At 47.0% G+C, this 20,784-nt stretch carries 20 protein-coding genes and 1 other RNA gene; 12 read left to right on the top strand and 9 right to left on the bottom strand.

The window, feature by feature from the left end:
* Positions 1-201: 201 nt before the first annotated feature.
* A complete protein-coding gene (locus H7708_RS12715; RefSeq protein ID WP_223671240.1) occupies positions 202-1,377 on the top strand; it encodes a phosphoglycerate kinase in 1,176 nt (391 codons plus the stop codon).
* An 80-nt stretch (positions 1,378-1,457) separates the two neighbouring features.
* Positions 1,458-2,522, top strand: coding sequence for a class II fructose-bisphosphate aldolase (gene fba / locus H7708_RS12710; RefSeq protein WP_223671239.1), 1,065 nt, complete (start codon positions 1,458-1,460; stop codon positions 2,520-2,522).
* 364 nt (positions 2,523-2,886) lie between these two features.
* Here the strand turns inward: fba and serA are convergent, their stop codons facing one another.
* Positions 2,887-4,119: a phosphoglycerate dehydrogenase gene (serA, locus tag H7708_RS12705; protein WP_223671238.1), complete on the bottom strand. Its 1,233-nt coding sequence runs from the start codon at positions 4,117-4,119 to the stop codon at positions 2,887-2,889.
* A 216-nt stretch (positions 4,120-4,335) separates the two neighbouring features.
* On the opposite strand from serA, the gene H7708_RS12700 reads away from it, so the two are divergent.
* From H7708_RS12700 to prsR, 3 genes are all read left to right on the top strand, one after another.
* A complete protein-coding gene (locus H7708_RS12700) occupies positions 4,336-4,599 on the top strand; it encodes an acyl carrier protein (RefSeq protein WP_223671237.1) in 264 nt (87 codons plus the stop codon).
* A gap of 116 nt (positions 4,600-4,715) precedes the next feature.
* Positions 4,716-6,728 (top strand): XrtA/PEP-CTERM system histidine kinase PrsK, encoded by a 2,013-nt coding sequence (gene prsK, locus H7708_RS12695; RefSeq protein ID WP_223671236.1) that lies wholly within the window; start codon positions 4,716-4,718, stop codon positions 6,726-6,728.
* The gene (prsR, locus tag H7708_RS12690) at positions 6,709-8,061 is read left to right on the top strand and encodes a PEP-CTERM-box response regulator transcription factor (protein ID WP_223671235.1); all 1,353 of its coding nucleotides are present in this window, start codon (positions 6,709-6,711) and stop codon (positions 8,059-8,061) included. The genes prsK and prsR overlap by 20 nt, the downstream gene beginning before the upstream one ends.
* A gap of 8 nt (positions 8,062-8,069) precedes the next feature.
* Here prsR and H7708_RS12685 read toward each other — a convergent pair whose 3' ends face one another.
* The 7 genes from H7708_RS12685 to zapB all read right to left on the bottom strand — a co-directional run bounded on the left by H7708_RS12685 (position 8,070) and on the right by zapB (position 11,338).
* Positions 8,070-8,549 carry a hypothetical protein gene (locus H7708_RS12685; RefSeq protein WP_223671234.1) on the bottom strand — a complete coding sequence of 160 codons (480 nt, stop codon included), beginning with the start codon at positions 8,547-8,549 and terminating at the stop codon, positions 8,070-8,072.
* Between the two features lie 176 nt (positions 8,550-8,725).
* A complete protein-coding gene (gene rpiA / locus H7708_RS12680; RefSeq protein ID WP_223671233.1) occupies positions 8,726-9,385 on the bottom strand; it encodes a ribose-5-phosphate isomerase RpiA in 660 nt (219 codons plus the stop codon).
* Positions 9,385-9,849, bottom strand: a complete 465-nt coding sequence (locus H7708_RS12675) for an EVE domain-containing protein (protein ID WP_223671232.1) — start codon at positions 9,847-9,849, stop codon at positions 9,385-9,387. The genes rpiA and H7708_RS12675 overlap by 1 nt, the downstream gene beginning before the upstream one ends.
* Before the next feature lie 81 nt (positions 9,850-9,930).
* Entirely contained in the window at positions 9,931-10,530 is a 600-nt protein-coding gene (locus H7708_RS12670) for a 5-formyltetrahydrofolate cyclo-ligase (protein WP_223671231.1), read from the bottom strand.
* Positions 10,530-10,710: non-coding RNA, 6S RNA (ssrS, locus tag H7708_RS12665), on the bottom strand. Before ssrS ends, H7708_RS12670 begins: the two co-directional genes overlap by 1 nt.
* Positions 10,711-10,724: 14 nt before the next feature.
* Positions 10,725-11,054, bottom strand: a complete 330-nt coding sequence (locus tag H7708_RS12660; protein WP_223671230.1) for a cell division protein ZapA — start codon at positions 11,052-11,054, stop codon at positions 10,725-10,727.
* Between the two features lie 86 nt (positions 11,055-11,140).
* On the bottom strand, positions 11,141-11,338 hold the full coding sequence (zapB, locus tag H7708_RS12655) for a cell division protein ZapB (RefSeq protein WP_223671229.1): 198 nt from the start codon (positions 11,336-11,338) through the stop codon (positions 11,141-11,143).
* 197 nt (positions 11,339-11,535) lie between these two features.
* On the opposite strand from zapB, the gene H7708_RS12650 reads away from it, so the two are divergent.
* From H7708_RS12650 to H7708_RS12620, 7 genes are all read left to right on the top strand, one after another.
* Positions 11,536-12,093, top strand: coding sequence for a UPF0149 family protein (locus H7708_RS12650; RefSeq protein ID WP_223671228.1), 558 nt, complete (start codon positions 11,536-11,538; stop codon positions 12,091-12,093).
* Positions 12,094-12,107: 14 nt separating this feature from the next.
* On the top strand, positions 12,108-13,433 hold the full coding sequence (locus tag H7708_RS12645) for an aminopeptidase P N-terminal domain-containing protein (protein ID WP_223671227.1): 1,326 nt from the start codon (positions 12,108-12,110) through the stop codon (positions 13,431-13,433).
* A gap of 4 nt (positions 13,434-13,437) precedes the next feature.
* Positions 13,438-14,649, top strand: coding sequence for a 2-octaprenyl-6-methoxyphenyl hydroxylase (gene ubiH / locus H7708_RS12640; RefSeq protein ID WP_223671226.1), 1,212 nt, complete (start codon positions 13,438-13,440; stop codon positions 14,647-14,649).
* Positions 14,639-15,583 (top strand): hypothetical protein, encoded by a 945-nt coding sequence (locus tag H7708_RS12635; RefSeq protein WP_223671225.1) that lies wholly within the window; start codon positions 14,639-14,641, stop codon positions 15,581-15,583. The genes ubiH and H7708_RS12635 overlap by 11 nt, the downstream gene beginning before the upstream one ends.
* The gene (locus H7708_RS12630) at positions 15,567-16,775 is read left to right on the top strand and encodes a UbiH/UbiF/VisC/COQ6 family ubiquinone biosynthesis hydroxylase (RefSeq protein WP_223671224.1); all 1,209 of its coding nucleotides are present in this window, start codon (positions 15,567-15,569) and stop codon (positions 16,773-16,775) included. Before H7708_RS12635 ends, H7708_RS12630 begins: the two co-directional genes overlap by 17 nt.
* Positions 16,776-16,877: 102 nt before the next feature.
* Complete coding sequence (locus tag H7708_RS12625; protein WP_235727618.1) at positions 16,878-17,981, top strand: Fe(3+) ABC transporter substrate-binding protein; 1,104 nt, start codon at positions 16,878-16,880, stop codon at positions 17,979-17,981.
* Between the two features lie 82 nt (positions 17,982-18,063).
* A complete protein-coding gene (locus H7708_RS12620) occupies positions 18,064-19,647 on the top strand; it encodes an ABC transporter permease (protein ID WP_407929748.1) in 1,584 nt (527 codons plus the stop codon).
* Positions 19,648-19,948: 301 nt separating this feature from the next.
* Here H7708_RS12620 and H7708_RS12615 read toward each other — a convergent pair whose 3' ends face one another.
* Positions 19,949-20,728 carry a hypothetical protein gene (locus H7708_RS12615; RefSeq protein WP_223671222.1) on the bottom strand — a complete coding sequence of 260 codons (780 nt, stop codon included), beginning with the start codon at positions 20,726-20,728 and terminating at the stop codon, positions 19,949-19,951.
* Positions 20,729-20,784: the final 56 nt, after the last annotated feature.

Genomic DNA, 20,784 nt, shown 5'->3' with positions numbered 1-20,784 from the left:
GCTAGAGATATGGGTTAATTTAAGCGTCATTCCCGCGGACAAGGTGAATCGCAATGTGAGATAAAGCAGCCTGGGTTGAGCGGGAATCTGCTTACTTTGTACTTAAGAGTTGCAGGCTGCGTTGTAATAAAAAAGGCTTTTGCGGAAAGTCTTTTTTGTTATTTGAAGATTTAATAATTTATTGAATAAAGGTTCTAAAACATGAACGTTTTAAGAATGTCTGATTTGGATCTAGAAGGTAAGCGAGTCCTTATTCGTGAAGATCTGAATGTGCCGGTGAAAGACGGCAAGATTACCAGTGATGCACGCATCCAGGCATCGCTGCCGACCATTAAATTAGCGTTGGAGAAAGGCGCTAAAGTAATGGTGATGTCTCACCGTGGTCGTCCAGCCGAAGGTGTTTTGACCGAAAAAGACTCGATGAAACTGATCGCAGAGTATTTGGATAATCTGTTGGACGCGCCTGTGCGTCTGATCAGCGAGTATCTTGATGGTGTTGAGGCTGAACAGGGTGAGGTGGTCATTTTTGAAAACGTTCGTTGTAACGTTGGTGAGAAAGCTAATGATGAGCGTCTGTCAAAAATGTATGCGGATCTGTGCGATGTGTTTGTGAATGATGCTTTCGGTACGGCACATCGAGCTCAGGCGTCGACTCATGGTGTCGCAAAGTTTGCACCAGTGGCATGTGCAGGGCCTTTATTGGCTGGAGAGTTAGAGGCTTTAGGTAAAGCGTTAGATAACCCGGCCCGTCCGATGGTGGCGATTGTCGGTGGCTCTAAAGTCTCCACCAAGCTGACCGTTTTGGATTCTTTGTCAACTGTGGTCGATCAGTTAATCGTCGGTGGTGGTATTGCCAATACGTTTATTGCAGCAACGGGCAAGCCTGTGGGTAAGTCATTGTGCGAAGAGGACTTGATTCCTGAAGCTAAGCGTTTAATCGAACAGGCGCAGGCCAAAGGTGGCGAGATTCCGGTTCCAGTTGATGTGGTTACGGGTAAAGAGTTTTCGGAAAGCGCAGTGGCTGAGACCAAATCGGTCGATGAGGTTGCTGAGGATGATATGATCTTTGATATTGGCCCTAAGTCAGCTGAGCACTTAGCGGAAATATTAAAAGAAGCCAAAACCATCGTCTGGAATGGTCCAGTCGGCGTGTTTGAGTTCGATCAGTTTGGCGCGGGTACCGAGGCGATTTCAAAAGCGATTGCAGAAAGTGATGCTTTTTCTATTGCTGGTGGCGGTGATACCCTTGCAGCAGTAGATAAATACGGTATTAAAGATAAAGTCTCGTATATTTCGACGGGTGGCGGAGCCTTCCTTGAGTTTTTGGAAGGGAAAGAGTTACCAGCAGTAGCAATTTTAGAAGAGCGTGCGAAGTAGCTTCTTCAAAAAATCAGCTAATTAACCTAGCGTGAAGAATTTAAATATTAAACAGTTATAGAGTTTAAGAGGATAACAAGATGGCATTAATTACATTACGCCAATTACTGGATCATGCAGCAGAAAATGATTACGGTATTCCGGCATTTAACGTGAATAACCTGGAGCAAATGCGTGCGGTGATGCAGGCTGCGGATGAAACTGATAGTCCTGTTATCGTTCAAGCATCAGCAGGTGCGCGTAAATATGCAGGTTCAAACTTCTTACGTCACCTGATCTTGGCGGCGACGGAAGAATTCCCGCATATCCCAGTCTGTATGCACCAGGACCACGGTGCATCACCTGCAGTTTGTCAGCAGTCGATTCAACTGGGCTTTTCATCGGTCATGATGGATGGTTCTCTTGAGGAAGATATGAAAACGCCTGCGAGTTACGAGTACAACTCTCGCGTAACTAAATTAGCAGTCGATATGGCGCATGCCTGTGGTGTTTCTGTAGAAGGTGAGTTGGGTTGTTTAGGCTCATTGGAAACCGGTATGGCAGGTGAAGAAGACGGTTCTGGCGCCGAAGGCCAGTTAAGTATGGATCAGTTGCTAACGGATCCAGAAGAAGCGGCGCAATTTGTTAAAGATACGCATGTAGACGCCTTAGCGATCGCCATCGGCACGTCTCATGGTGCTTATAAATTTACGCGTCCACCAACGGGTGACGTGCTTTCTATTAAGCGCATTAAAGAAATCCACGAGCGTATTCCTGATACACACCTTGTGATGCATGGCTCTTCATCAGTACCGCAAGACTGGTTGTCAGTGATCAACGAGTACGGCGGTGACCTGGGCGAAACTTACGGTGTGCCGGTTGAAGAAATTCAGGAAGGTATCAAGCACGGTGTGCGTAAGGTTAATATTGATACTGATCTACGTTTGGCAGCGACTGGTGCGGTGCGTAAATTCTTGAAGCACAATCCCAAAGAGTTTGATCCACGTAAATATAACCGTGCCGCACAGGATGCGATGCAGGCAATCTGTAAAGCACGCTACGAAGCCTTTGGTACTGCAGGTAATGCTGGCAAGATCAAGCCAATCAATATGGAACAAATGGCAGTGGATTACAAAGCGGGTAAACTCGATCCTCGCGTCAAGTAATCATTTTTGCTATCTTTTAAAGGCCAGCAATTCGCTGGCCTTTTTTATATAATTTAGAAAAGTTAGTTTTAAAAGTGGTATGACACATACATAAAGTCCTTGGAACTAACTATATGCGCTGGTTATTTTGTTCATTTTCTTTGCTTGTCCAAAGAAAACGAACCAAAAGAAAAGACACCCCAGATATTGAGGTCATGAAAACATGACTACCTAAACGAATAATAAAATATTTAACGCACCAGAGTTTACATCACATCCTTATGCTGAAAACTCTTAGCAAAATCATCCAAGATTTTGCTTGCTATATTTTTTGATTCGTTTATCTCAATATAAGGGGGAGAAGATGTCACGTGCAGACATCCACTTAATACAAAATCCTGGTTCGGATAGTCCCTTCAATCTGGCGCATCTTTTTCAACGCTGTCTGGCTTGATCCTTCTTCAATATCGGTCACCACATAACCAAGTTCGCCCTGGGTCTGTAAATATTGTCCGGAAATATTAACGTCATTTTCGGATAGGATTTGGTTTATCTGGGTTAATATACCTGGGCGGTTTTGGTGAATATGAAGAATGCGGTGACGGTTGTCATGCTCGGGAAGCGATACTTGTGGGAAGTTAACAGCCGACATGGTGGAGCCGTTATTACTGTACTTTATCAGTTTGTCGGCGACTTCGATGGCAATGTTTTCCTGTGCTTCCTGCGTGCTGCCGCCAATATGAGGCGTTAATATCACATTATCAAATGCCCGTAATGGTGATACGAATTCTTCACTGTTGGACTTGGGCTCGGCCGGGAAAACATCGATAGCGGCGCCTGCCAGACGCTTCTCTTCCAGCGCCTGTGCCAATGCCGCTATATCAACAACCGTGCCGCGTGAGGCATTGATGAGAATACTGTCCTGTTTCATTTGAGCAATTTGTTCGGCACCCATCATACCTTTAGTTTGTGGGGTTTCCGGCACATGCAGACTGACTACATCGGAACTGGCAAGAAGCTCGTTAAGCTCGGCGACCTGTTCGGCATTGCCCAGAGTCAACTTATTTTCGATATCGTAGAAGCGGACTTTCATGCCAATACCTTCAGCGAGGATCCCTAGCTGTGTACCGATATGGCCATAGCCAATAATACCTAAGGTTTTACCCCTTGCTTCGTTAGAATGGGCTGCGCTTTTTTGCCACTCGCCTCGGTGCGCAGCCGCATTCTTTGCGGGGATACCGCGCAGTAACATGATCATTTCGCCTAAAACCAGCTCGGCCACGCTACGGGTATTGGAGTAGGGCGCATTGAAGACCGGGATGCCCTTATTTTGCGCGGCATTAAGGTTGACCTGATTGGTTCCAATACAGAAGCAGCCGACGGCGAACAGCTTCTTTGCCTGAGCGAAAACCTCGTCAGTGAGTTGGCTACGGGAGCGAATACCAATAAAATGGTAGTCGCCGATGGTGGCAAGCAATTCGTCTTGTGAAAGGGCAGTTTTATGGTAAGTGACATTCTCATAGCCGTCTTGATGAAAGATCTTTTCCGCTACTGGATGTACACCCTCGAGAAGTAACACTTTGAGATTTTGTTTGTCAAAAGAAGTATTGGTCTGCATGGCCGTCCGCTATTGCACCTTTGATGTTGTAGTTTTACCAGTAAAGAAGTCTATTTAAGCAAAAGCAAAAAGCCAGTGGAAGGGTTTCATGAAATTATTGTAATTGAATGACAAAAAAGGTGTTTGTAGCGATGGATTTTGCTACAATTTGCCGCCTCCCAGCCTGTGAATGCTGGGTTTTGTTGTTTTTGAGTCCTTTTTTGAGGAGAGTGCCGTATGGCATACGAAGTTAACATCAATAAAATGATCGAGCTACTGAGCGATACCTTATCGTTGTCGCCGGATGATCTATCGGCCGATACTCAGCTTATTGGTAATTTGCCAGAGTTCGACTCCATGGCTATTGTCTCAATTTTAATGCAGATTGAGGAAAACTTCGGTATTGAAATTCCTGATGATGAACTTTCAGGGGAAGTCTTCGAAACAGTCCAGTCTCTGACTGAGTTTGTTGAGATTCAGCAAGCAGCAACCGCAATTTAACTTTCGAGCATTATCTTTTTACTAGCAACTATAGTATTGATTTCTAAGGCGTTAGTAGTGGATCTTTCACGCTAATTCTTTTATAACAAAGACTCACCCAAAACAATGAATATGCCATGGCAGGTTTCATTGCCAGTATCGTTCTGGCTATTTACTTACTGGTCTTAACGTTAGTACGCTGGCGGCGTATTGCGCTATTCTGGCCGTTGCTGGTGATCGCGACCACGTTAGCCATGTGGAGTGGTGCCAAATTACTCGACGACTCGCATGAGCTCTCTTTCTGGTTAGTGGAATGGATTCGGCTGTTTGGCTTTTATGTCACTCTGGCCCTTTTTATGTGGAAGTTCGCCAGGCCAAATATCTGGCTGAATGTGGCCGTTGCTGCTGTAATGTCAGCCTGGTTGGCACTGCAATGGTATGACTTAGGACAGCTTGGAAACCTGATCAACCCGGGTTTTGCCGGCCTGGTGCTATTATTGCTATTGCACATTGTTGAAATTGCAGGGAATCAGTTCGCCGAAACCTACCGCAAAGAAATTGCCAGCCTGGCAGGCTCCATCGGCTTTATTCTGGTATGGGATTTGTTGTGTATGCTGATTTTTATGCTGGATGAGTCGCGCACACCAGAGGCTTTGGATATTTCTCGCTCAATCGTTACTGCCTTAGCCATAACATTCAGTATTATTCATTTGCAGGGTATTGAGCATAATCGTCTTCAACTGAACGAAGCCCTGCCGCGTTACCGACCAGAAAGCGGTCTGAATATTTTTGCGATTTATTGCTGGATTGCGGTCGTTGGCTATATTCTGATTGAGATTACCATTAAGAACTCGGAGTTGGCGTTGGCATTTCTACTGACGACGGGTGTGGGCTTTGTGGTTCTGGCTTATAAAAAACGCTTCTTTGGGCAACTGAAGATTCTCTACCGGAAGCTGTTTTCTGCCTATAAGTATGACTACCGGGAAAGTTGGATTCGCTTTAATCGAGCGCTGGATGAAGCGAATGTCACTGGTAATTATTATCAATTATCAATAAAAGCCATTGCTAACATTATTGATAGCCCGGCGGGCAAGTTGTGGAGCTTACGCAACGACAAATTTGCGTTTGTGGATCACTGGGAGTCGCCTCTGTCGGATGACATGAGCTATCAACTGCCGGAGGCTTTGGTTCAGTTTATCGAAAACACGAACTGGGTGATTGATACACAGGAGTATCAAAAGGATCGCAGCATCTATCATGGCCTGGATATTGATTTGAGTGAACCATTATTCCGTCATCATCGGATTTTTATACCGTTACGACGCAATGATGAACTGATCGGCATTGTTGGGCTGGCAGCCAGTTACAGTAAACCCATTTTAAACTGGGAAGATCATGACTTATTAAAAGCAGCAGGGTTGCAGATGGCAAGTTACTTAGCCATGTTTGAGGCCACGACGCAGATTTATGAACAGCGCCACTTTGATGCCTTTAACCGCTTATCGGCTTTTGTGGTGCATGATATTAAGAACGTTACTGCCCAGTTGGAGCTCATTACACACAATGCCGAGCGTTTCAGGGACAATCAGGAGTTTGTCGATGATGCCTTTGAAACAGTGGGTAGTGCAACGCGTCGGCTCAATAAAATGCTGGGACAGTTAAAGCGAGGGCGTTCGGGCTCCGAGCTGAAAAAATTGTGCGATTTGAAGTTAATCGTCGATACCTTTATGGAAGATGCGGAGCGAGCTCGACTGATCGGTAAGGTACCGGCGGTGAAAGTGAGTGGTGATAAGGACGCTTTGTTGAATATAATTCAACATTTGCATCAAAATGGGCTGGAAGCGAGTGATGATGACAGTGTCGTGACCCATCGAATTGAGCTGAATGATGGACAGGTCCACTGGCATATACATGATAAAGGCAGTGGCATGGACAGTGACTTTATGCGCAAACAATTGTTCAAGCCGTTTGCTACTACTAAGGGGAATGCGGGTATTGGTATTGGTGTTTATCAATGCCGCTATTTGCTACAAAGCTTTGGTGGTGATTTAATTATTCATAGTGAGGTTGGTCAGGGTACGCACTGTATCGCGATTTTAAGGTCTCCTGAGGGGGAAAGGAGTAAGGAATATGACACAGAACAAACCTGAAATATTGGTCATCGAGGATGACAAGGGTTTGCAAAAGCAGCTTAAGTGGTCGCTGGATGAGTACCATGTAGTGCTAGCGGAAGATAAAGAGTCTTCATTAGTCGAGTTACGACGATTTCAGCCAAAAGTCATCACGCTGGATCTGGGACTGCCACCCGATCCGGCCAATGCAACGATCGGGCTGGAGCTGTTGGAAGATATCTTAAAGTTATCACCATCCAGTAAAATTATTGTTGTGACCGGTAATGACCAGCGTGAAGTTGCCATGAGATCCGTGGAGTTGGGTGCTTACGACTATTATCAGAAGCCGATACAGCCGGAAGAGTTGAAGCTGATTATTAAGCGGGCACTGGAGTTGGCGAATCTGGAAGAGGAAAGTCGCGTTTATCATCGTAATGAGAATATGCGCTTTCACGGCATCGTCGCCACCAGCCCAAAGATGTTAAGCGTGTGCCAAAAAATCGAAAAAGTTGCGCCGACAGAATTGAATGTGTTGTTAGTAGGGGATAGTGGCACTGGTAAAGAAGTCTTGGCCCGGGCCGTGCATAACTTGAGTTCTCGACAAGATAAACCTTTTGTCCACCTCAACTGTGCTGCAATACCTGAAAACCTGTTAGAGACTGAACTGTTTGGTTATGACGCTTCCGGCTTCAGTGACAATAAGTCGACCAGCCACGGCAAGATCGAAGAAGCCAACCAAGGGGTATTATTCCTCGACGAGATCGGAAAAATGCCGATGTCAGTACAGGCAAAATTAATGCGGGTACTGAATGAGGGTGTGACTGCTCGTGTTGGTAGTCGCGAAGAGAAAACCGTTAACTTGCGCGTGATCTGCTCTGCTCACGACGACCTGGCACAGCAGGTGCAACAGGGGAAGTTCAGAGAAGACCTGTTTTATAAGCTGGATGAAATTACCATCAAAATCCCACCATTGGCTGAACGTGATGGTGACGTTGTGTTGATAGCAAGAACCATGCTGAATAAGTTTAATAAGCAATTTGGTCGCAACATTCGAGGCTTTACCAAAGATGCCGTACAGGCGATGGAAGCCTATTCATGGCCGGGTAATGTGCGAGAACTTGAGAACAAGGTTAAAAGTGCCGTGGTGATGTCGGAGAATAGTCAGATCAGCGCGGAGGAGTTGCAGATCGAAGAGTCGCAACTACGGGAGATGCCGCTGAATCTCAGGCAGGTTCGTGAGGCCGCCGAAACCCGGGCCATTCAACGAGCTATTGTGCTGGCCGATGGCAATATTTCCCAGGCGGCGAAACTGCTGGGGTTAACGCGGCCGACCCTCTATAGCCTGATGGATAAATACAGCATTCATAGCTAGATGGGCGGTTAAGAGAACTGTCCGCCCAGCTGTAACAGGCTACCGAAGAATAGTATCAGCACGCCGAACTGGGTAATACCGTAGTTGGCTTGCTGGTAATGCTCGATGGTTCCTCGAGCCTGACTGTTCTGCTGCCGCATCTTCCTGACTACCTCGAGTCTTGATGCGTTTTGGGCAGGGCGATGGCGTTCCCGTGTATCGAACAGTTTATCTAAGTAATTTTCGTACTCGGAGCATTCCCGTAATTTGGCGTAACCGGCCTTTAGGCGCAGGGCCTGCCAGGCCAATAGCATGCAGGCCAGGATGATATGCATGGTTCCGGCTAAATTCAGGGTGCTGTGTTGCAGCAGAAAACCCCAATCCATATGATTCGACTCAATAAGCCACCAGCATACCCCTAAGCTGGCGAGATAAAACAGAACCAGGTGATACAACGCAAGCTTCCCTTTGCTTAATGGACTAGGTGGTGAATCGATTGTTTGTGACATGGGATTATTGCGCTATGGGACATTCTTTTATTTAAGCGCAAAATTATAGCGGACTTGGGGCAAGTGGACTGCCGACAGAATCATACTTTCACGCTTCACCCATAAGCTAAAAAGGTATGAGGCCTTGCTTCCATTTCTGTCAAAAATGGAAGCAAGAGAATAGGGCTGGTGCGGAATTAGCGGGTGATGGTTTCAACCTTATCCTGTTTTCCTAACAATAGAACGTCAGCAGCGCGTTCAGCGAAGAGGCCATTGGTAACGACACCAACGATATTGTTCAGAATACGCTCGAGTTTGATCGGTTCATTGATTTCCAGGCTATGTACATCCAGAATAACGTTGCCGTTATCCGTCACAAAGCCGTTACGGTACACAGGATTACCGCCAAGTTTGACGATTTGACGGGCAACATAACTGCGCGCCATCGGAATAACCTCGACCGGCAACGGAAATTCGCCCAGGCGACGTACCAGTTTGGATTCGTCGGCGATACACACAAACTTTTCGGCAACGGCAGCGATAATCTTTTCGCGGGTTAAAGCCCCGCCACCACCTTTGATCAGTTCCAATAAATGGTTAGACTCGTCGGCACCATCAACATACACCGGGATGCGATCGACGTCGTTAAGCTCGAATACCTCAATACCATGTTGCTTCAGTCGTTCGGTTGAAGCCTCAGAACTGGAGACCGCACCTTTGATGGTGTGTTTGATTGTGGCCAGCTCATCAATGAAGTAATTAACGGTGGAGCCGGTACCAACACCAACGATGGAGCCGTCTTCAACGTAATCGATGGCAGCTTTGCCTACTAATGCTTTTAATTCATCCTGAGTCATTATTCATCCTCAATACTTAAAATAAAGTCCCACTCTTTCTTATCAACCGGCATGATAGAAAGGCGATTGCCTTTTTGTACCAGACGCATATCAGAAAGCTCAGGATATTGTTTCAGCTCATCCAGTGGTATTTCGCGCTTTAGATCTCTAACGTGTTTAACGTCTACCATATACCAGCGCGGCTTCTCCGGATCGCTTTTAGGGTCGTAATACTTTTCATCTGGGTCGAAGGCAGTGTGATCCGGGTAACCCTCTCTGGTTACTTCCATAATGCCGACAATTGCCGGTGGTTTGCAGTTGGAGTGGTAAAAGAAAACCTGATCGCCGACTTTCATCTCATCTCGCATCATGTTACGGGCCTGATAATTACGGACGCCGTCCCAGTGATCGGTTTGATTGGGTAGTGCTTTTAAATGCTCGATGCCAAAAACATCTGGCTCAGACTTCATCAACCAATAGGCCATAGTGTTTTATTATGTTGGGTTATTGATGAGGCCCAGTATAAAACATGGGCATGAAAATTGTTAGGGTAATAGCGGAAAGGATTATTGTTTTACAAAGCGATGATAATTATTGGGCGTTATGACAGCATCCATTTGCAGATCCCAGGTTTCAGTGGGCACCTGAGGCACCTTTTGCAGGTTATAGGCGAGACCGACGAGCTGTGGCCGCTTGTCCTGGGACTGTTGAGCAAATGCCGCATCATAGTAGCCACCGCCCATGCCGAGGCGGTTGCCAGCATTATCAAACGCGACTAATGGCATAAACACTAATGTTAAGTCCTCAGGGGGGATAGCTTCTTTGGCATCGGCGGTTGGTTCGAGAATACCGTAACGTCCTTTCTCAACGGACTCTCGACCCGTATAGGGCAGAAACAGCATTTCACGCTTTTGTGTAGAAACGATTTTAGGCACGTAGCACTTTTTGCCTTGGGATAAAGCGTATTCAATAATAGGCAAGCAACTGATTTCACCGCCAGTAGGAAGGTAGAAAGCGATATTATCGTGTTTTTCGATGAGCTGGGCCTGTGAGACATGGCCAAGAAGTGCAATGGCAGAACGCTGCATAAACGGCGAAGTCAGAGCCTGCCGCTCATGTTTTATGCGTGCACGAATGTAGTTCTTTTGCGCAACAAACTCGTTCATAGAAACCCAGACTGCCGTTGTAGGTAATAGCCCTGAAACCCGGAGTTTCAAGGGGGGAAACCATGTGCAGGATCAGGCTTTCCGGTCTAAGCGGACTTGCACAACACCCACATTGAGGGATCCCTAAGTATTAATTATCGGCTCGAGGACGGTCGCTACTGACGAACAGCCCAGGCAGAGCCAGTATAACAAAGTCAGGGATTGTCCGTCAGCCCTATTTGTTCGCTTTGTTCTAACGCATCGTCAATTTTATTCTGTATGAGTTCGATACGCTGTTGGAGTTCAGAGGCTTGTTCTGAATCAACATTGGGGCCATTTAACAGTTCATAGCTTAAGTTAAGTGCTGCCATCACGGCAATCCGTTCCAAGCCTAAGACCTTACCAGACGAACGTATTTCACGCATACGCTTATCCAGAAAGTTCGCTGCTTGGAGCAGTGTCTGGTGCTCGTCCTCGGGACTCGCTACCTGAAACTCTTTCCCCAGTATTGTGATATTCACTGGAGCGACATTTGATTTTGCCATATGTCAGCCGTTCTCTGTTGCTATTGTTGATACCCAATAATACATTACCGGTGTCCCTGGTAATCGTTAAATCTTGATTATGATTGTTATAATGATTTTAAACGTGAAATCATCAGATCAATTTGCTTGCGAGCCGATTCGTTGCGACTTTGCAGGCGATCACGTTCCACGCGTAACTCGTTAACCTGTTGGCGTAATTGTTTGTTTTCACTATCGATCACGTTAAAACGCGCCAATAAGGCGTCAATTTTTTCTTCTAATTGTTCAAATTGACTGTTGGTCATAATGAGCCGTTATAGCAAGTTACCTAATTTTATTAAAGTATACTATAAGGTTCTGAGCCAAGCTGGTCAATCAATAATCAGACCCTAAGTTAACTGTTTCTCGCCTTTTACCGGAAGTTGTGGGGGATAAACTGGGTTTTATTGCTCACAGGGGTTACACTAACGCCAAAATTCAGCAATTTTCAGCACGTTAGGTTATGAATTACACGCAAGTAAGTGAATTATGTCAAAATTTCTTTCCGGATCTCAGCCCGTCGGAATTGGCCGGCATGATTCATGGGTTATTTGGTCACGGTTTTGTGGTTGAAACGGGCCGCTGGCAACAGCAAATGAGCAATTTTTTGACTTCTGGTGATGCGCTACCCGAACCAGCTTTGGAAGGACTTGAAGAGTTAATGGCATTTACCCAGAAAGACTATCAGCCTGACTCTTTTTCGATTGATTTAGTCAAACCGGAAGACGATTTTCCCCTGGAGCAACGAGCCAAAGCCATCGGTGAATGGTGCCAGGGTTATTTATCAGGTTATGGCCTGGTACAGGCAAAGGAAGGGGAAAAGCTGGAAGGAGAAGCAAAGGAAGCGTTGCAGGATATCGGCGAAATCGCACAGATTGAATTTGAAATGGACGAGGCTGACGAGGAAATGGAAAAAGCATTTATGACGGTGTGTGAGCATATTAAGATGTCGGCGTTGCTATTATTTCAGGCAAATCAGCCAAAACCGAATGTTGAAGCGGATAACCAGAATATCCATTAACGATAGAATAAAGTATGAGAGCGATTAATTTTGCCGCACGGCGTAAGAAGTTAATGCAATGGATGGGTCCCAACTCGATTGCTATTTTACCTGCCGCAGAGGAAAAGGTTCGCAGTCATGATGTGAACTTCCCTTTCCGGCAGGATAACAATTTCTGGTACCTCACCGGGTTTAACGAGCCGGACGCGGTCATGGTCCTGATCCCGGGGCGTGAGCAGGCGGAGTTTATCCTTTTTAATCGTGAAAAGGATCCGGCGCAGGAGCGCTGGCACGGTAAGCGCCTGGGCCAGCAGGGAGCGATAGAGCAGTTAGGTGCTGACGATGCCTTCCCGATAGAAGATATCGACGATATTCTGCCAGGGCTGATGGAAGGGCGAGATCGAATATATTTCGCACTGGGAGCGAATTCTGAGTTTGACCATAAGGTCATGGAGTGGCGCAGCGAATTGATGACTTCGCCAGCGAAGCGCACCGACTCTCCCGGTGAACTGATTGATATTGGTCATCATCTACACGATATGCGATTGATAAAATCTACCGCCGAGATACAGCGCATTCGTCATGCGGCCAAAGTTTCGGCGAAAGCGCATAAGGCCTTGATGGCGGCCTGTACGCCAGACAAAACCGAACGCGAGATGGAAACCGAGTTACACTACCACTTTGCTCAGGGCGGTTGTCGCTATCCGGCGTATCCGTCAATCATCGCTGCGGGCGATAACGCCAATATTCTGCATTATATTGAGAATGCAGATACTATGGTTGATGGTGATTTATTGCTGGTCGATGCCGGCGGTGAGTATGAGCAGTATGCCTCCGACATCAGTCGTACCATTCCCATCAATGGTAAGTACAGTGAAGCACAGGCTGCCTTGTACGACGTGGTGTTAAACGCACAGCTGGCAGCCATTGAAATGGTCAAGCCGGGCAATCATTGGGATCATATTCATGACACTGCTGTACGTGAACTGACCAGAGGCTTACTGGAGCTGGGGATCTTAAAAGGGCAGCTGGACGATCTCATTAAGCGCGGGGTGTACCGGCAGTTTTATATGCATAAAACCGGTCACTGGTTGGGGCTGGATGTGCATGATGTGGGTGATTATCATCTGCATGGCGAGCCGCGGGTGCTGGAGCCGGGCATGGTGTTAACGGTTGAACCGGCACTTTATATTCCACAGAATCTGAGTCGGGTTGAAGGGCATACGGTTGCAAAAAAATGGCGCGGCATTGGTATTCGCATCGAAGACGATGTACTGGTAACCAGTAAAGGCTATGATATTTTATCGAAAGATGTTCCTAAGGAGCGAGCGGCCATTGAGCAGTTAATGGCAGGTGCATAATCACATGACGGTATCGGTTAAACAGTATTACCCCGTAGTCATCGTTGGTGGTGGCATGGCGGGGGCTAGCCTGGCTTTGGCATTAGCCAGGCAGGGTATTGAATGTGCCGTGTTTGAAGCCTTTGTACCCAATACTCAGTCACAGCCCAGCTTTGATGACCGCACGGTGGCACTCTCGGCGGCCTCGTTGAATATATTGCGCCACCTGGAGGTGCCCATCCAGCAGGTGTCTGAACCAATTGATAATATCCATGTATCCGATGAAGGCCACTTTGGTTTTGCACGTTTGAGTGCAGAAGAAATTGGTGTGGAACGGTTGGGTGCCGTGGTCGAAAATTGGCAGTTAGGAAATGCGCTCCACCAGAAGATAGAAGCGGTGGCGGGGATCGACTATGTGACGCCAGCCACTGTAACCCAGTTGCAGCAAGATTCGCAGCAGGCCAAGCTGACCGTTGAGCTCACAGAATCTAGCGCAGAAGTTAGCGCACAGTTGGTGGTGCTGGCCGATGGTGCTCGCTCGCCTTTGCGTCAGATGCTGCATATCGACAGTGATATTCGTGACTTTAAAACGTCGGCGCTGGTGTGTAACTTAGCGACACAACTGCCGCATAATAATTGTGCTTATGAACGCTTTACAGCCGATGGTCCCCTGGCGCTGCTGCCTTTAACGCAGAAACGTTTAGCCCTGGTCTGGTCGAAACCACGGGAACAAATTGATGATTACTTGGCAATGTCGGATGAACAGTTTGCTCGAGCGCTGGAGGATACGTTTGGCGCACGTCTCGGGCGCATCACTAAGGTCGGAGAGCGAAAATCTTTTCCTTTGATTCAACAGAAAGCGGAAACCCTATTCCGAGGGCGTTGTGTCTTAATTGGTAATGCGGCGCAGTCATTACACCCCATCGCCGGGCAGGGCTTTAATCTGGGTTTGCGTGATGTGGCAGTGCTGTCACAACAGTTAAGTCAGGCAAGCGATTATGGCGCCTATGAGGTTCTCAGTGCTTATCAGGAGAGTCGTAATAGTGATCGCGAACAGACCTTATGTGTGACCGAATCTTTGGCGCGGCTATTTTCTAATACCTGGACGCCTTTATGCCTGACACGTAATGTTTTGTTAAAAGCACTGGATACGCTGCCAGTGGTGAAGGGGCTCTTCGCCGAACAGGCGATGGGCTTTAATTTCAATAACAGTGAGTTAGCGGCACATGACGAATAAGATTATAGGGATATTGGCTGCTGCTGTAGTGGTACTGGCCGTCGTCGCTTATAACCTGTGGCAACAGCAGGGCCAGACTGAACCACAGCGAGCCGAGCTGACTCAGCCAGCGGTTAAGCCAGAGCAGCCAGCACTGTCACTGGAGGCGACTCAGCCCGAGGAAGTACAGAAAGACGAGAGCGCGGCAATGAGTACCTTGGACGCTGAGCCGCAGAATAAGAATGGTGATGAAGACGAACTCAAGTTGTGTCAGTTAGCACATCAGTATGATGACTGGTACCGAAAGGGCGATCATTACGAGTCCGATACATTTATGCAGGACGTCAAAAACTGGGCATTTGCTAGAGGCTACTTTGAAACGGAGTATGCACAGGGCGCGGTCGGCATCAAAAAGAAATCGGATTACGATTATTACGACATGGATGCGCTGGAAAATATGGCGCAGGCCGGGGATTCGATGGCCAATGTGCGCCTTGCCTACCGCCTCTACTTGAAAGGAGACAAGGAGAGTATGCAGCGAGCGCAGCCATATTGTGATCGCGCCATTGCTGACGGTTATACGGCGTTAATTATCTGCAAGTCGTCTCATCTGGTGCGACAAATCTACGATGAACGCAAAAAAGAAGATGATAAGAAGGATCAGGAGCGCCTGCGTCAACTGGAACTGGACTTTCAGGCCTGGCGTAGGGTCGCTGTCGAATTTGGCGATCAGCTGGGGGAGGAGTTGTCATCGAATATATTGGGCGATACGGAATTTGAGTTTGATGAAGAAACCCTACAGGCACAAACCCAAAAGTTGATACAGGATGTGATGAGACAAAGACAAATGCTAGGATTGGGGTCGATGGAGCATCCACCCATGCCTGAGCTACTGGTTCATGTGTTGAATAATGAGGTTGAATCCGAGGAAGCGCTGAATGTCTGTTTCGAATAAACGCCGCAATACCATTGATTATGACGTTACGATTGTGGGTGGCGGCATGGTGGGTTTGGCTCTGGCGGCTCGACTCGCACCGCTGGATTTATCGATTGCCATCGTGGAACCTAAACCGGTACAGCTGCAGTGGCCGGAAAACGATATCGATCAGCGAGTCAGTGCCATCACCGGTGCCAGTCAGGAATTATTTCAGTCGGTCGGTGCCTGGCAGCATATCAAAGACAGTGAAAAGTCAGCCTATGAACGGATGGTAGTGTGGGATGGTGAGTCTACCCGCGGTGAAATTGAGTTTGATGCGGGACTGATCGCAGAACCCAATCTTGGTCATATTATCGAAAACCGTGTGTTGCGCCGTGCGTTGTACCAGTCGGTGGAAGCGCAGCGCAACATTGAGTGGTTGTGCCCACAGAAATGCCAATCGGTCGAATATCATGAAGAATATGCTGAGCTGACATTAGGCTCAGACGAGCGCTTAAAGAGTCGTTTGCTGGTTGCGGCAGATGGCGCTTTTTCATGGCTGCGTAAAGCCAGCGGTATTGGCCTGAAACAGCAGGCTTACGGCCACAAAGCCATCGTCTGCACCATTAAAACAGAAGAGTCACACCTGTCTACTGCCTGGCAACGTTTCGATCACGATGGTCCACTAGCGTTTCTGCCCTTAGCCGATGAGCATACCTGTTCTATTGTCTGGTCGGTAAAAGAGGAGTGCGCGAATGAATTGCTGCAATTACCGGCAGAGGAATTTACCGAGCGGTTGTCTCAGCGCTTCGAGCAGCGCTTAGGCAAGGTTTCACTGCTTAGTGAAGTGGTAGCATTTCCACTGTTTGAGCGCACCACTGAGCAGATGGTTGCCGAGCGTCTGGCGTTGATTGGTGATGCGGCGCATACCATCCACCCGTTAGCCGGACAGGGGGTTAATTTGGGTTTTGCTGATGCAGTAGAGCTGGTCAAAGCCATCGAGAACTCCTTGCAGCGTGACGCCGATATTGGTGCGAAACACCGCTTACGACCTTTCGAGCGCGCGCGAAAAACTGATACAAAAAACATGCAGCTGGCGATGATGGGCTTCAAGCAATTGTTTGAACAGGAAGTACCGATGATACAGATGGCACGGAGTTATGGATTGGCGCTGACCAACCGTCATCCGGTACTGAAGCAAAAGTTGATCCGGCAGGCGATGGGAATATAAACGTTAATTGATTCAGATCATGAAACATAGCTTGAAATAACAAATGATAATAATTATCATTTAAACCACTGTCCATGTAATGACAAATCTTAGGATGAACCAATGATATCAATGAATAAATGGCTGGTGGCACTTGCCGTAGGCGCGGCGCTATCGGTAACTGCCTGTGGCGATTCAGAAGAGCAAAGCGCTGTAACAAAGGCTGCAGGCAAGCAAGAAAAAGTTGTTGCCAAGAAAGGCTCAGAAACAGCAGAAGCAAAAGCGGAAAACCAGCAAGAAATTGTGGTTTATTCATCACGCAAAGAGCATTTGATTAAACCATTCTTCGAACAGTTTACGAAAGAAACTGGAATCCCGGTTATCTATATTACTGACGCTGCAGCGCCGCTAATCAGTCGCCTGAAAGCGGAAGGCGAACGCTCACCTGCGGACATTTTGATGACAGTTGACGCCGGCAACTTATGGCAGGCCACCCAGGAAGGTGTGTTGCAACCGCTCGAGTCAGAGGTACTGGAAGCCAATATTCCTGAGAGTCTTCAGGATCCGGATAACGAGTGGTTTGGGTTGACCGTGCGTGCACGAACTATTGTCTATAGCAAAGAACGTGTACAGCCAGACGAGTTAACCACTTATGAAGCTCTGGGTGATGAGCAATGGCAAGGTCGTCTCTGCCTGAGAACCTCGAAGAAAGTTTACAACCAGTCGCTGGTGGCGATGCTAATTGCGCGTCATGGCGAAGAGAAAGCACAGCAGATTGTTGAAGGCTGGGTGGCGAACTTGGCAACGGATCCTTTCTCAAACGATACTAAGGTCATGAAGGCGATTGAGGCGGGAGCCTGTGATGTGGGCATTGTAAACACCTATTATTTCGGCCGTCTGGAAAAAGACAATCCAGAGATCCCATTGGCATTATTCTGGCCGAATCAGCAGACGACAGGGGTTCACGTCAATGTCTCTGGTGCTGGGATCACTAAGCATTCTTCCAATGTCGAAAATGCGACAAAGCTGTTAGAATGGTTGTCGAGCGCTGAAGCGCAACAAATGTATGCTGGTTTAAATATGGAATATCCAGCTAATCCGGAAATAAAACCTGTGCCAGAAGTTGAAGCCTGGGGAAGTTTTAAAGCTGACGATATGAACTTATCGAAAGCGGGCGAACTCCAACCTCAAGCCGTGAAAGTGATGGACCGAGCAGGTTATAAGTAAAAGATTAAAAGCATTGCAACCTACTGAATTATCAAATTCATCTCCTGCAAAAGACGCCAGCGATCATCGCTGGCGTCAGCGTTTGAATGATTGGTTTCCTGCCATTCTCCTATTTTTCGTTTTTGCAATTTGTGTCCTGCCGCTGTTACCGCTGATCGGCTCGTGGAGTAACGTTGAGGGCGACTTGTGGCAACACTTATGGCAAACAGAACTTCCCGAATTATTCTCTAATACCTTACTCTTAATTGCTTTGGTTGGAACCGCCAGCTTCCTGCTGGGCGTTGGCCTGGCCTGGCTGATCGTGATGTATGATTTCCCCGGACGCAGTATTTTACAGTGGGGGCTGATGCTTCCGCTGGCGATCCCGCCATATATTTTAGCTTTCGTGGTGTTAGGCTTTACCGATTTTGGCGGTCCCATGCAGCATGCCTTAAGTGCTGTCGGCTTGGGTATTGAGTGGTTACCCGATATGCGTAGCCCGCTCGGCGTTTCGCTGGTTTTTACCCTGTCTTTATATCCCTATGTGTATCTGTTGATGCGAAGTGCCTTACAACGTAAAGGACGTTCCAGTTACGAAAGTGCGCGAACATTAGGTTATGGTAAAATTGCCGCTTTCTGGAAGCTGGTATTGCCGTTAACCAGACCGGCCTGGGTCGCGGGATTGGCGTTGGTGTTAATGGAAACATTGGCTGATTTCGGTGCGGTCAGTATTTTTAATTTCAACACGTTTACCACCGCGGTCTATAAATCCTGGTACGGATTTTACAGCCATAATACCGCCGCGCAGCTAGCCTGTTTATTATTGTTGTTTGTCACGCTGGCAGTGCTGGCTGAAAAGTGGGGCCGTGGGCAGGGCCGATATGAGCAGACAGGAACGGCACTAAAACAATACCGACAACGACTGAGTGGCGTATGGGGTATCTTTGCTCAAATATCGGCGTGGCTGGTGTTTGCTTTAGGGTTTGTATTGCCGGTGATTCAATTGGTTGTCTGGTCAGTAGCCAGTTTTGAACGCCATACCGAAGGAACGCTGAGTTTACTAATGAACACAGTCATACTCGCGGTGTTAGCGGCCTTGTTAACCTTGATGGTTGCCGCAGTTGTCGTCTGGGCGCAGCGTCATAAAGCCTCGAAACCGAGAGCTTTCATGGGCGAATTTTCACAACTGGGTTATGCCATGCCGGGCACGGTTTTAGCGGTCGGGTTGATGATGGCGCTGAATATCATCGACGGTTGGATCGCCGATATATTTGATGCAAAAGGTCAGTGGTTGGCGACGGGATTGTTTGCTTTGCTGTTAGCTTATGTGATTCGCTTTTTGCGTATTGGCTTCGGCCCTCTATCCAGCTCCATGGGACAAATTAAGCCAAGTATTATCGAAACTGCCGGTATTCTGGGCGCGGGTAAACGCGAACGCCTGTTCCGAGTTTATATCCCGCTACTACGTCCCGGCGTGCTGACTGCATTGCTGCTGGTTTTCGTCGAAGTGATGAAAGAAATGCCAGCAACTCTGATCCTAAGGACCTTTGGCTGGGATACGCTGGCGATTAGAATTTACGAACTCAGTTCCGAAGGCGAATGGGAACTGACCGCATTACCCGCCATACTGTTGGTTGCCGTTGGCATTCTCCCCGTGATTTTGCTGATTAAGAAAAGCGAAGTTTAGTTCGCGACAAAATAGGCAATTAAGGAGCCCACAGCTATAGTTGCTAGAAGAAACAATAACAAAACCCATGATGGATACTGTTTTCTAGGTTGTTCATTGGCTGATTCCTCTTTGGGCCTTATAGTTTTATCGATCAGAAAGAAAAGTATGAAAGCGCATGCTACTCCTGAAACCACCCCAACCCATACGGACTGAGTAATTGCCCACAATAATATCCCAACAAATAAAGCTATGTAGTTGGAACCTTCTTCTGTCAGTTCAGCCAAAAAGGTTCTGATTCCGTTAATAAAAGATTTCATTCTCATGGACAAATACTTTTTAAGTCTATATTTTCTGGACGAGTGCAAAATTCTTTAATTGGTACTAGTCCAGTGGATATTTGTGATAACGACAACATTTCTGCAATGGAGTACTCAACAGTTTCTAAGGCAATTTTTTCTTCATGGCTTAATACCATAGACTTAAATCTACCATAGTTAGGTGGTAATTGTTCAGCCCTGCCTGTAATGATGGATTGTATAATTGGAGCTACGGTTTTTTCACCTTCAACAATAGCTTTGATAGCAGCGCCGTAACTAGCGATGATAAAGTTCAAAACTTTTCTTGTTCTATTGACAGACTTAAATTTCTTAGCAATTCGATTGCCAGCCAAACCTCCTGCGCTAGCAAAGTTAGTGAAGACTCCACCAGAGAGCCTTCCCATAATATCGGCCTTACGATATTTTAAGTTATATTTAAATATTGCCATAATTAGATCTGGTTCATCATTTCCTTTGATGAACTGAAAGGCTTCGTTACGAATGGGTTTTGATATTTGCCAGAGCAAGCTTGCTCTTGTTTGAGAAACTCCTTGCCACTTATGTCCCCAAATACCCATTTGCATTTGTAGCTGTATTATCCCAATCCACCATGTGATTGGGTGGTTATAAGCGCCTTTTAAATATCTCATCCATGCAGACTCACGACCTGCCATGAGACTATTAAGGGTATGTTGAATAGTGGGTGATTCGGATTTAGAAATATTCTCAAGAAACTGTTGTACTTGCTGTTTTTCTGATGGGGGAAGTGAAAGTCCTTGCATCTTTATTAAAATTGTTCCATTAATTTGCTGTATATAATGACCATCTAAGATAAATC

This window comes from Kangiella shandongensis, from assembly GCF_020005365.1.
In the GTDB taxonomy this organism is placed as follows: Bacteria; Pseudomonadota; Gammaproteobacteria; order Enterobacterales; family Kangiellaceae; genus Kangiella; species Kangiella shandongensis.
This window is presented reverse-complemented; position numbering and strand designations above follow the sequence as displayed.